Source organism: Bacteroidota bacterium (genome assembly GCA_008933805.1).
Lineage (GTDB): Bacteria > Bacteroidota > Bacteroidia > UBA8524 > UBA8524 > SB11.
Genome location: WBUH01000011.1, coordinates 129,657 through 141,856 on the forward strand (window position 1 = coordinate 129,657; position 12,200 = coordinate 141,856).

A 12,200-nucleotide genomic window follows, 5' to 3' on the forward strand; every position below is an offset into this window, starting at 1 on the left:
GCGTGCATCGTCAAGCGGTTTGAAGTACATTTACATTAATGTCAGAAAGATATACTACTACGCTTGAAAGCTGGGACAAGTTAGCCGACGCTTACCAAGAAAAGTTTATGTACTTGGATTTGTATAACGGCACGTACGACAGGTTTTGTAACTTGGTAGAACTGCCTGCCGCCCGGATTTTTGAAATAGGTTGCGGCCCGGGAAATATTACAAAATACTTACTTGAAAAAAGACCCGAGTACACCATTGATGCTATTGACGCTTCGCCGGCTATGGCAGCATTGGCCAAGCAAAACAATCCGCCGGCAAATGTGAGTGTGATGGATTGCAGGGATATTGGCAGCATTAGCCAAAAGTACCAAGGTGTTGTGTGCGGTTTTTGCCTGCCGTATTTGGAGAAAACCGATTGCGAACGCTTGTTTAAAAACTGTGTAAGTTTGTTACTGCCCGATGGGGTTTTGTATGTGAGTGCTATTGAAGGGGATTATGCTGCTTCGGGGTGGGGGACAGATAGCAAAGGAGAGCATAAAATGTATGTTTACTATTATGACGAAACCTATTTGACTGGTTTGTTGAAACAAAACGGTTTTGCAATAACAGCCGTTGAGCGGATACCTTACACAATGGCAAACGGAAACAGCTCCGTGCATTTGGTAATTATGGGTAGACGAAAATAAGCTACGAGTGATTACAGAGTAACGAAACTATACCCTTGTTGTGAGAAGTGCTGTAAAAAGCGGGGCAGCAATTCTTTCATGTTTTTTTCCGCCTTCACACTATCGTGAAAAAGCACGATGGAACCGTCAGTAGTATGTTCAAGCATATAAGCCAAGCTTTCTTCAACATTCAAAGTGGCCTCAAAATCACGCGAAAGTATCGACCAATATATAATCCGGTACTTTTTGCGTACCGCCCTAAACTGGCGCAACCCTATTTTTCCGTAAGGCGGTCTGAAAAGATTGCTGTTTGTGTACTCATCACACTGTTCAATATTGCTTAAGTAGGTAGAGTTATCGGTAGCCCAGCCGTTCAAGTGGTTGTGGGTATGGTTACCTATGCGGTGGCCGCGCTGCAACAAGTTATCAAACGTTTCAGGAAATTTGCGCACGTTATCGCCCACACAGAAAAAAGTGGCCTTGGCATTGTGTTTTTCAAGTTCATCCATCACCCATTCAGTAATCTCGGGATGAGGGCCGTCATCAAACGTAAGGTAAATACTTTTACCCTCCTGCGGCATCCTCCAGGTAATAGCAGGCATAAGCCATGGCATCAGTTGTGGGGTATTATACCGAAACATTTGTCTTATTTATCGAGAAAAACCTGTCGGCCTTAACTTTACACAATAATATTGTTTTGTTTTTTAATCAGTACCATGAAAAACAAACTGTATTTAATAGTTGCGCTGCTATTATGCGCATCATTGCAAGCCGGAGCCCAAACCAACTGGACACTGGAAGATTGCATAAACCACGCGCTTAAAAACAACATAAGCGTACAGCAAAGCCAAGCTCAACTGAGTACGGCTACCAATAACTTGTTGCAAAGTAAATTATCGTTGTTGCCAAGCATTAATGCCAACGCATCAAACAACTATAACTTCGGTCGTTCTATCGACCCTTTTACAAACACATTTGCCGTGCAACAAATACGCAGTAACAACTTTAGCATTAGCGGTAATGTTACTTTGTTTAGCGGGTTGCAAAACCAAAATACCATTAAGCAAAGCGATGCAACACTAAAGGCTGCCAAGCAGGATTTAGAAGCTACCCGAAACACTGTAGCCCTGAATATTGCCGCTGCTTTTTTGCAAGTGGTGCTGAACGAAGAAATTGTGGAGGTGAGCCGCGTGCAAATGCAAACTACCCAACAGCAATTAGATAGAGCACAGAAATTAGTGGATGCCGGAAGACAGCCGATAAATACTGTACTTGACATAAAAGCCCAATTAAGCAGCGAGAATCTTACACTGGTAAATGCACAAAACCAGTTGGAGCTATCGTACCTTAATTTGTGGCAGTTGATGATGTACCAACCTGCACCCGGCGATAAAGTTGTGAAGCCTACCATTACCCAAGATTTTGAAAATCTGCCTGTATTCAGCCCGCAAACCATTTATGAAAATTTTTCGCAAACGGCGCCTGAAATAAGAGCGGCACAATACCGTGTAAATAGCTCTTTGTATGCACACAAAGTGGCACTGGGTGGTCGCAGCCCCCGTATTTCGCTTAGCGGCTCTATCAGCTCGGTATATTCAGAATCGTTTAAAAGCTACGGCGGTTATACCACCATTGGTACCCGCGAGCTGTACACCGACCTTAACGGTACTCCGGTTATTGCCCCTTATGCAATTCCTACCACTGCTTCGGTAACGCCTTTTGGCCAGCAGTTAAGTGATAACTTAGGTAAGTTTGTTGGGATAAGTATGAGCATCCCGATATTTAGCGGATGGCAAGTGAACAACGCTATCGACAATGCAAAAAACAGCATACAGATTGCCGATCTGAATAAAAAGCAGGCCGAAAATACGGTGTACAGGGATGTAACTACTGCCGTTACGCAATACGAGGCTGCAAAGGCTAAATATACCTCATCAAAAGAAAACATTGAAGCACAGCAAAAGAGCTTTGAGTTTGCCAATGCACGCAACGAAGCAGGTTTGATGAACTTTGCCGAGTTTGCATTGATAAAAAATAACCTTGCTCGTGCTGAAACCAACATGGTACAGGCAAAATACGAATTGTTATTCCGCATGAAAACCATTGAGTTTTATAACACCGGAAAAATCACCAACCAATAACCTACACACTTAGCAATACATGAAAAAGAAATTTAAAATGGCATGGTACTACTGGGTACTGATTTTTGTAGTAGCCATAGGTATTATGATGGTTGTATTCGGCAATAAAGAAAGCCACCAAAAGGTTTCTGCTGAAGCAGCCGAAAAGAGGGACATTACTGAAATTGTAAGCTCTAACGGTAAAATACAGCCTGAAGTTGAGGTTAAAATTGCCCCCGAGGTATCGGGTGAAATTGTTGACTTGTTTGTGAACGAAGGGGATAGTGTTAAGAAAGGTCAATTGTTGGTTCGTATTAACCCCGACCTTTTGCAAAGCGATGAATCGCGTAGCCGTGCAAACCTAAACAATGCCCGCGCAAACTACGAAAACGCGAAGGCCCGTTTGGCACAGCAAGAGGCAAGGCTGAAATCGGAAATTGAACCTTCTTATAAGCGTAACAAAAAACTGCACGATGATAAGGTGATTTCTGACGCTGAGTTTGAAATAAGCCAAAGCACCTACCAAGCTGCCGTGCGCGAAATTGAAGCTGCAAAAGCAAGTGTAGAGGCGGCTAAGTACAATATTGATGCTTCGGAAGCATTGTTGAGCCAAAGCAGCAAGAACCTGTTACGTACTGAGATTTTTGCTACTATGGACGGTGTTATTTCTAAGCTGAATGTGAAAAAAGGTGAACGCGTGGTTGGAACGGCAACAATGGCAGGAACAGAGTTGTTGCGTATTGCTGATTTGACACAAATGGAGATGAAAGTAGATGTGAGTGAGAACGACATTATCCGCGTATCATTGGGAGACACGGCTATTGTGGAGGTGGATGCTTACCCCGGCAAGAAGTTTAAAGGCATTGTAAAAGAAGTGGCTAACTCGGCTACTTCATCTACCAGTGTTACCAGCACCGACCAAGTAACCAACTTTGAGGTGAAGGTTCGCATTTTGCGTGAATCGTATGCCGACCTTATGAAAGGATTGAGCAATAAACTATCGCCATTCCGCCCCGGTATGTCAGGCACAGCAGATATTCAAACCGATATTCAACATAAAGTATTGAGCATTCCTATTGAGTCAGTTACTACCCGTTCTAAAGACAAAAAGAACAACGGTGATAAAGATAAAGCTGACGATGAAAATAAGGGCGAAGAACCACCACCGGGTGAAGAAGACAACGCCGAAAGCAATTCTGACGCGAAAGCTAAAAAAGACGAAGATGCTAAGGACGACAAAAAAGAAGTAGTATTTAAAATTGAGAACGGTAAAGTGGTAATGGTAGAGGTGAAAACCGGTATACAAGACAGTAAATACATACAAATTTTAGAAGGCGTGAAACCCGGTGATAAGATTATTACCGGCCCTTACAGCGCTGTATCTAAAACGTTGAAAGACGGTGATATTGTAGAAGTGGTGGACAAAAACCAATTGTTTAACCGCAAAAAAGCTGACTAATTCTAGTCAATACTGCGGACTAACTCAAAGGCATCAAGACATCTTCGTCTTGGTGCCTTTGTAGCTTAAAACGGGCTTAGAAGGCAAAGTACTTGGTGAGCACGCTTTTGGTAAGGGGTTTTGTAAAATAACCCTTTACGTGCCCGTAGGCTTTTGCCTTTTGTATGTCTTCAGGGTCAATAGATGAGGTAAGCATATACACCGGCACATTAATTCCCAATTCTTCCAAGCGGTTTAAAAATTCCCAACCGTTCATATCGGGCATATTAATATCCAAAAAAACCGCATCGGGGGTTTTGGCAGCTTTTAGTGTTTCAAGAGCATTTGCCGCGTGTGTATAGCTTAAAATGGTAAGCTGTGGGTTCAGTTTCCGCAAAATCATGGTGGTAATGTTATTAAACACCCGGTCGTCATCCACCAGCATTATACTCTCCAACGGATGGTTTTTGCGGTTTTCATCAGCATACCTTACCCTATCCGCAGCTACAATCTTGTTTAAGTCGTGTATTACCCCGTCTAACTTTACCGAAACCGTTTTTAAATCGTTCAGCAAACGTCTGTTATCAGGGTTTTCAGGATGTTCGTAATCAACCACATCTAATATCGAAAGGATATCGGCAACCGGCGACCGTAGTTGATGCGAAGTAAAAAACGCGTAATGTTTAAGCCGATTGTTCGATTTTATTAATTCCTCGCTATTCTTTTTCAGCTCAGTAATGTTTTGGCCAATAGCAATAAAACTGTCCACCTTGCCATCAGGACTCGGTATTGGGTCGGCATTAATACGCATCCAATACTCCTCACCTGTTTTTGTATATCCGCCCAACTCTTCAACAAAACTAGTCCCTGTTGCTACACACTCATTAATGCGTTTCACAGCCTCGGTATTGCTTTCATGTTCAGCCAATAAATCGCTGGCCCGTTTTCCCTTTACCTCAGCCAATGTATAACCGGTAAGGTGCGTATAGCCGTCGTTAATCCAAGTAATCTTAAGGTTGCTGTTGGTAATAATTATCGCGTTGGTTGTTTTTTGAGCTATCAGCGCCAGTTTCTCCATTTCCCTGCGCTGGTATTCCCGCTCACTAATATCATACGATAGGCGCATAAGTGTTTTAGGGCTTCCATCGGCATTGGTCTCATACACTATATATGCAGTAGAAAACCATCGGTAACCGCCGGCTGCGTGTTTATACCGCTCGTTTACTTCATATCTCTGGCCGGCCGGCAAATTCCTGATTATCTCGGCCCGTGCCCTGTATTCCTCCAAATCATCGGGATGTAAAAAATCAGCCTCTACAAACGATTGCTTATCAATATTTTTCTTTTGTGCATACCCCAGCCATTCCGCAGGGTGCATGCTGCTATATATTGTTTCCCCTGTTTTGGCATCAATCAAAAAAACTATTCCCAAGAAAGAATCTAAAAGTGTAACAAGCAGACTATTGGCAGGAGTTTCTCCCAAGCCTTCGGCCTTGATAGGTTCAGTATTCTTCATAATAGCAACTGTGATTGGGGAAGGCGTAAAACTCTCTATTACGAATATAATAAAATAAAATGTTAAAATAAACAACCAAAAAGTTAAAACTCAGCTCATTCGGTCGTTCAATACATTCAGATATTCTATCCAAGGGCCTGTAGCAGTACGGTATTGCTTAGCCATCACCCTTGTAATTTGATTTATATGAGATAAATCGTGCACTGTCCAAGTACTAAGCAATTGCTCAAGCGTAACGTTACCAAATACAGGGTGTACACCCATTTTCTGATAATCTGCAACTGTTATATTTTTACTTTTTAGAATAGCAAGGTTATGTGCTCGTGCTGCAACAAATTCATCCAGTACTTGTGTAAGGGTTTTGCCCTCGCTCTCTTTAAACTGGGCAAAACGGTCAAACGGAACAAAGTTTTTATCGCCGTTTTCGTTCAATATTTTTTCCAAACGCGGTATCCAATCGGTAATCTCACCGTGCAGCAAATGTCCCACCACATCAAACGGGCTCCATGTATCTCCGCCCTCATTATTTTTTGTCCAATCATCGTCTAATCCGTTTAACAGTAACTTTAGCACAGCGGGAGTGCGCTCTAATAATTGCAGCGATTTTTCAAGGTTAAAGTCCATACAAACAAAGCGTTTATCAAAGATAATCCTCTACCATCATAATCGGTTTTGTCATCCAAATCAAAAAAATAGCTTGTTTATTTAATCCTTCATCATTTACTTTGCATTACAAAGTGCTTTTTAAATGAGCAATAAAGAAAATCAATTAAACGACCTGAAAGAGATACGCCAGTTGATGGATCGCTCTTCGCGATTCTTATCACTCAGCGGAATGTCAGGGGTTGCTGCGGGGGTATGCGGAATTGGCTCTGCCATTTTCACACACTTCTACCTTAGCAAGGAAGGGCTTCGTTCTACATTTGAATCGTATGCTTTTATTGAGGTTGAGCTTGAAAAGCGGGTAATTACCAACCTGTTGCTGATTGGTGCAATAACATTGGCACTTGCCATAGCATCAGCCACATTTTTTACCCTAAGAAAAGCAACAAAGAGCAAGCAAAAGATTTGGGATGCCACCACAAAACGGCTGTTTATAAATATGTTGTTGCCGTTGGGTGCGGGGGGCATTTTTTGCCTGGCACTTTTGTACCATAACGAATATGGATTGGTTGCCCCTGCTACATTAGTATTTTACGGATTGGCGCTGCTAAATGCAAGCAAATACACGCTTGACGAAATGCGCTATTTGGGCATCACCGAAATTGTGTTGGGTTTGGTAGCTATGTTTAATGTAGGCTACGGACTTGAGTTTTGGGCGGTAGGTTTTGGCCTGATGCACATTGTATATGGTTTGGTGATGTGGTATAAGTATGACCGTAAAGGATGAAACCACTACTTAACGGATTTGATAAGGCGTTTGAGAACCGCACACGGCTGGCAATAATGAGCGTGCTGATGGTGAACAGCAGCGTTGACTTTAACACGTTGAAGGAAATGCTGGATGTTACCGACGGCAATCTTGCCAGCCACATTACTGCGCTTGAAAAAGCCGGCTACGTAAGCGTGCAAAAGGGTTTTATAGGTAAAAAAACTAATACCACTTATGCCGCCACCCAAGACGGCCAAAAGGCGTTTAGAAACCACCTTGACAGTCTTGAAAATTTTATAAAAAATATAGACTAATTTTTTTTGCATCTACACTTTGTATTTCAAAGTACTTTTTAAAAATAAAAAAATGATAATGAGTATCTCATCCACATTGCAACAACTGCTTCGGAACAAAGACGAAGTAGTAGGCCGTACACTTGGCGAAGGCTTGACCACCAAGGAGTTTACAGCCCTGTTCACCCTATGCCTCGGCCTGATGGTGGGCTACGGTCTTTTAATTGGTGCCCGCTACGATGCCTTGCAGGCGGCGGTATCGGCCATCAAATTACCCCTCCTGTTTTTACTCACGGCGGCTATCTGTTTCCCTACCCTGTATATGTTCTTATCCTACTTGGGCATTCGACAGGGTTTAAAACAACTGATGGGGCTACTACTGTTAAGCCTTACCTACATTAGTTTAGTATTGGCGGCCTTTGCACCGGTTACCTTCTTTTTCTTAATTACAACCAACGGGTATGAGTTTTATAAATTCATAAACATTGTGGTGTTTGGCATTGCAGGATTTATAGGCATCAGGCTTTTCTACGCGCAAATGGGTGAAATAATAAGTACCGCATGGCCTAAGCTGCAAGTAACCACTGACGAAGGCGGGCACTTGATTATGCCTGCAACTAACAATAAGCAAAAAGCGCAGTGGTTTCTGATGGCTTGGGCTGTAATGTTTGCGTTGATTGGAGCACAACTATCCTATACACTTAGCCCATTCTTTGGCGACCCCACAAAAACGTTCATCCTGATAAATGAAGGCGGAAGCAATTTCTTTTTGGATGTAAGAGAAACGATAAGAAACATAAAATAACAGTTATTTATAAGTAACATGAAAACAAAAGATTGGTTTATAATAGTTGGCGGAGTGTTGTTTGCATACCTGTTCTATAAACAGGCGGCAGGACTTAATTATTTAGTATATACCCTTTTTGTAGTGGCAGGCTTGCTACTGAGCAACCCTAAGAATATAACTAACAAACGCTGGTGGTTAAGCATCGCTGCCCTAGCAGTATCGCTTTGCAGCATAGTGTTGTATGGCAGTGTGGTGGCATGGGTAGCAGTTTTATTTTCGCTGTTATTAATAGCGGGCTACAGTAGCAATGCAAGAGCATCAGCAGTGCTTAACTTTATACAAAGCAGTCTAGCAGTCCCATTATCAGTACCCAATTTCTTCAGGCAAAATCACATAGCTGCTGAAAACAAACGACGAGCAACGGGCAAAAAAACAAGTTCGTACGGGTTTGTGTACATTATTATTATTTGCATATTTATATTGTTTGTGCTTCTATACAGTGCATCAAGTACTGCGTTTAGCGAATTATTAAAGCAGATTAATTTCAGCTTTATTTCATTTGGTTGGGTAATGTGCGCCTTGCTGGGCATCTTTGTTTCGTTTGCGCTACTAAAAGGCCGTCGTTTTAAATTCCTTGACCGTGAGGAAACCAAATGGGGGTTACCGCTACTTGCCCCACTTCATCCATTAGAGGGAGAGCATGCCGAAAAAAACACTGTTGAAAACAAAGCCGGCACACTTTTACTTGTCTTGCTAAACATACTATTACTGGTGGTAAACTCCTCGGATATTGCATTTTTGGCTGGCGGAGTCAGTGCCAATCAAAACCTTAATTATTCGGAAATGGTGCATCAGGGTATTGGAGCGTTAATATTCTCTATACTAATTGCAGTAGGTATTATTCTGTATTTCTTCAGGGGAAAATTAAATTTTGATGAAAAAGCAAAAACCTTGCAAGTACTTGCCCTCGTTTGGATGCTGCAAAACCTCTTACTAACAGCTACAGGAGCTTACAAAAACCTTTTATACATTGATATTGAAGACGGCCTGACTTACAAACGGGTGGGGGTTTTCTTTTATTTATTACTTGCTTCAATTGGGTTATTATTTACAGCCGTTAAAGTTTATACCAAAAAACCTAACTGGTATTTAGTACGGGTTAATTTTACCGCCTTTTTTATTGTGCTGATTGCCAGCAGTCCTGTTGATTGGGACGTTGTAATTACCAGCTATAATATTAAACAAGCGGCACAAAAAAATGAAGACCCCGACATAGAGTATTTGCTACGCCTATCTAACCGCAACCTGCCATTGATTGAAGAATGGATGAACAAGGCTGCCGCCGACCCAAAGACGTTGCGCCAATACAAAGCGTGGGAGTATAATAGCTTGGCCGAGAAATTCACTAATAAATCGGTTTTGTTTAATGAACAATACGCTCAAAAAGGCTGGCAATCGTGGAATTTGACCGACCACAATAACTATGAATATTTAAAGGGGCTGAATTACAACAAGTACTTTATTTCTTTAGCCGGAACCGAAACTATTGACACCCTAACAACCCCGATTAATAATGGATACGGCAATTAAAAATAAATACGTTATTGCATTTGTTTTTGCAGTGGCGATGGCCTTTCTAGAGAGTGCGGTGGTGGTGTACCTGCGATATTTGCTTTACCCTGATGGCTTTGTATTTCCACTGCGTGAAATGGCAAACATAATTATCATCACAGAGTTAGGTCGTGAGGCTGCCACCGTGGTGATGCTGATTGCTGTGGGCATGATGCTGGCAAAAACAAAGCTGTCTCGGTTTGCTTGGTTTATGTTCTGCTTTGCCGTGTGGGATATATTTTATTACGTTTTCTTATACGTACTATTAGGTTGGCCGCAGAACATTTTTGAATGGGATATACTATTCTTAATCCCTGTGGCATGGTACGGTCCGGTTATTACCCCGTGTTTGGTTTCATTGAGCATGATAGGACTGGCGGCAATTATTATTGGGTATGAACACAAGGGTGCAGTACGCCGCTTACGCAAGCGAGAATGGGGAACTATGCTAATAGGATGCGGTATTATATTAATCACTTTTATGGGGCCTTTTGTTGAGTATGCAGGCACTAAATACGGCGGCTGGAAATGGCCCGGCACCGAAGAATTGATGAAAGCAGGCTTAACATTTGTACCCTCGCAATATAACTGGCTGCTGTTTATTCTCGGGTTTTGTTTAATTTTAGCAGCAATAGCCGCATACTGGCAAAGGGTGCGCAAAGCAAGTATGGTATTACATTAATTATAAAAAATTATGTGGAAACTACAACTGGCAAGGTATTATGTGCCTGCAATTATAATCGGGGGCATTGTCATTCCGCTTATTGGCGGCTCTCTAAGTAATGATATTTCAGTAATGGTAGCATTAATGATACTAATGCTACTGGTATTTTTAGCTACATTCCCTATTGTTGGGATTATATATGTCACCACAAGCAGAAAGCAGCAATCGCTAAGTCTTGTTTATTTTGGGATGTCATTGGCGTGGGTGTTCCTAACGTTTGTGGCTTATAAACTTTACAATACCCCAATTATTTAGTTGGAGTAGTTTCAATTAATTTTTTTTCTAAAAATTAAACACAAGTTATGTGGAAGGTAACGCTTACCAAATATTACCAAGTAATATTTGCTGCCTGTGCGCTGATAAGCCAACTTGCGGGGCGCATTTGGCTGGACGAGTGGCGATGGTTGCAAATAACACTACTGTTAATCGCTGCATTTGTTGGAACGTACCCCGTTATTGTTTTGATTTACTTTTCATCGAAATCTAAGGATGAAATAGTGAATGCTATTCTAATCCTTTTGGGGCTTATTTGGGTGGTATTGGTGCTTTTTCTTTTCTTATTATACATGGAACCCTTTTTTGGAGGAAGTTGGGGGTAATACTATTGACGGTATGATAGCTGCAATAGTCTTTGTTTTTCTATGCTTTATGATTTTTTATCCCGTTGGGCTACTGGTTTATCTTATTGGTAACAGTAGAAAATATAATAGCATATTTACCATTTTAGGTATTGCTTTTTATACTATTGTTATTCGTGAATTTTCTAAATACGTCATTTGGTATGTAGTTTAAAAACTATTATAACGGGTTCACGTTTTTACTCAAACTTTCCGGCGGATTAAAATCCACCGTTTCCAAGATTACCATATTGGTGAGGGCTTAAGTCCTCACCAATATAGTAATCGTAACAGAACAGGATTTCAATCCTGTTAAAACGCCTGGCAAAGGATTTATCGGGATGGGGCAAATCACACCTCCCTCTGTCCCTCCTTAGCTAGGAGGGATACCACGCGCTGCCCATTGAACACCGAATCAGTTTTAGTAACTGCTACTGCTATTGGGCAGGTGAGCTTGTGCGGTTGTTCCCCTCCTTTGCAAGGCATCAATACTGAGCCTGTCGAAGTATGCGCATAGGGCAAGGAGGGGTTAGGGGTGGTCGAAACAAGAGATTCCCAATCAAGTTGGGAATGACGGGATGCGGTCAGACCCTAAGTTGCTATCAATAGCATCGGGATTTATTCCCGATGTAAATGAGTTATGTAGTCGCGAAAGAATTACTGGTCACCTAAAATACGGACTTCCAAACCGTCCATTTCCTCAGTGATTTTTATTTGACAGCCCAAACGACTGGTAGGCGTAATATTCGGCACTGTATCAAGCATGGCCATTTCATCGTCGTTTTCTGGAGTAAGGGGCACATCGTTCAGCACCTCAACGTGGCAGGTAGCACAAAGAGCCATGCCTCCACACCGAGCCTCAATGGGGTAACCGCTGCCTTTTAAAACCTCCATCAAGCTAAGAGCCATATCCGTGGGAGCAACAACGGGTTCTTTTTCCCCATTATCGTTCAGCACGTAAACTGTTATTTCGCTATTCATTTATTGAATTACAGATTTTTCGACTTGTTGATTTATAGATTAATGTCCACAAAACTACTTTGTTCAATCAACTAATCTATAAATC

Annotated in this window: 14 protein-coding genes; 10 read left to right on the forward strand and 4 right to left on the reverse strand. The window is 41.9% G+C overall.

Features of this window, described 5'->3' with window-relative positions; genetic code table 11:
* Positions 1–38 precede the first annotated feature (38 nt).
* Positions 39–677 carry a methyltransferase domain-containing protein gene (locus F9K23_12010; GenBank protein ID KAB2915212.1) on the forward strand — a complete coding sequence of 213 codons (639 nt, stop codon included), beginning with the start codon at positions 39–41 and terminating at the stop codon, positions 675–677.
* An 11-nt stretch (positions 678–688) separates the two neighbouring features.
* Here the strand turns inward: F9K23_12010 and F9K23_12015 are convergent, their stop codons facing one another.
* Positions 689–1,297, reverse strand: coding sequence for a polysaccharide deacetylase family protein (locus F9K23_12015; GenBank protein ID KAB2915213.1), 609 nt, complete (start codon positions 1,295–1,297; stop codon positions 689–691).
* Between the two features lie 75 nt (positions 1,298–1,372).
* On the opposite strand from F9K23_12015, the gene F9K23_12020 reads away from it, so the two are divergent.
* Both F9K23_12020 and F9K23_12025 read left to right on the forward strand, forming a co-directional pair.
* Positions 1,373–2,797, forward strand: coding sequence for a TolC family protein (locus F9K23_12020; GenBank protein ID KAB2915214.1), 1,425 nt, complete (start codon positions 1,373–1,375; stop codon positions 2,795–2,797).
* 19 nt (positions 2,798–2,816) lie between these two features.
* The gene (locus tag F9K23_12025; protein KAB2915215.1) at positions 2,817–4,235 is read left to right on the forward strand and encodes an efflux RND transporter periplasmic adaptor subunit; all 1,419 of its coding nucleotides are present in this window, start codon (positions 2,817–2,819) and stop codon (positions 4,233–4,235) included.
* A gap of 76 nt (positions 4,236–4,311) precedes the next feature.
* Here the strand turns inward: F9K23_12025 and F9K23_12030 are convergent, their stop codons facing one another.
* Together F9K23_12030 and F9K23_12035 are read right to left on the reverse strand one after the other, a co-directional pair.
* On the reverse strand, positions 4,312–5,730 hold the full coding sequence (locus tag F9K23_12030; GenBank protein KAB2915216.1) for a PAS domain S-box protein: 1,419 nt from the start codon (positions 5,728–5,730) through the stop codon (positions 4,312–4,314).
* 90 nt (positions 5,731–5,820) lie between these two features.
* A complete protein-coding gene (locus F9K23_12035) occupies positions 5,821–6,354 on the reverse strand; it encodes a DinB family protein (protein ID KAB2915217.1) in 534 nt (177 codons plus the stop codon).
* Positions 6,355–6,478: 124 nt separating this feature from the next.
* Here F9K23_12035 and F9K23_12040 point away from each other — a divergent pair, with 124 nt between their 5' ends.
* From F9K23_12040 to F9K23_12070, 7 genes are read left to right on the forward strand one after another with little or no spacing between them, the layout of a single operon-like run.
* The gene (locus F9K23_12040; protein ID KAB2915218.1) at positions 6,479–7,120 is read left to right on the forward strand and encodes a hypothetical protein; all 642 of its coding nucleotides are present in this window, start codon (positions 6,479–6,481) and stop codon (positions 7,118–7,120) included.
* Positions 7,117–7,416 carry a transcriptional regulator gene (locus F9K23_12045; GenBank protein KAB2915219.1) on the forward strand — a complete coding sequence of 100 codons (300 nt, stop codon included), beginning with the start codon at positions 7,117–7,119 and terminating at the stop codon, positions 7,414–7,416. Before F9K23_12040 ends, F9K23_12045 begins: the two co-directional genes overlap by 4 nt.
* A gap of 52 nt (positions 7,417–7,468) precedes the next feature.
* The gene (locus F9K23_12050; GenBank protein ID KAB2915220.1) at positions 7,469–8,200 is read left to right on the forward strand and encodes a hypothetical protein; all 732 of its coding nucleotides are present in this window, start codon (positions 7,469–7,471) and stop codon (positions 8,198–8,200) included.
* An 18-nt stretch (positions 8,201–8,218) separates the two neighbouring features.
* Positions 8,219–9,772 (forward strand): DUF4173 domain-containing protein, encoded by a 1,554-nt coding sequence (locus F9K23_12055; GenBank protein KAB2915221.1) that lies wholly within the window; start codon positions 8,219–8,221, stop codon positions 9,770–9,772.
* Positions 9,756–10,475 carry a hypothetical protein gene (locus tag F9K23_12060; protein KAB2915222.1) on the forward strand — a complete coding sequence of 240 codons (720 nt, stop codon included), beginning with the start codon at positions 9,756–9,758 and terminating at the stop codon, positions 10,473–10,475. The genes F9K23_12055 and F9K23_12060 overlap by 17 nt, the downstream gene beginning before the upstream one ends.
* Positions 10,476–10,487: 12 nt before the next feature.
* Positions 10,488–10,772 (forward strand): hypothetical protein, encoded by a 285-nt coding sequence (locus F9K23_12065; GenBank protein ID KAB2915223.1) that lies wholly within the window; start codon positions 10,488–10,490, stop codon positions 10,770–10,772.
* A 47-nt stretch (positions 10,773–10,819) separates the two neighbouring features.
* Positions 10,820–11,116 carry a hypothetical protein gene (locus F9K23_12070; protein ID KAB2915224.1) on the forward strand — a complete coding sequence of 99 codons (297 nt, stop codon included), beginning with the start codon at positions 10,820–10,822 and terminating at the stop codon, positions 11,114–11,116.
* 675 nt (positions 11,117–11,791) lie between these two features.
* On the opposite strand, the gene F9K23_12075 is transcribed toward F9K23_12070, so the two are convergent.
* A complete protein-coding gene (locus tag F9K23_12075; protein ID KAB2915225.1) occupies positions 11,792–12,115 on the reverse strand; it encodes a 2Fe-2S iron-sulfur cluster binding domain-containing protein in 324 nt (107 codons plus the stop codon).
* Positions 12,116–12,200: the final 85 nt, after the last annotated feature.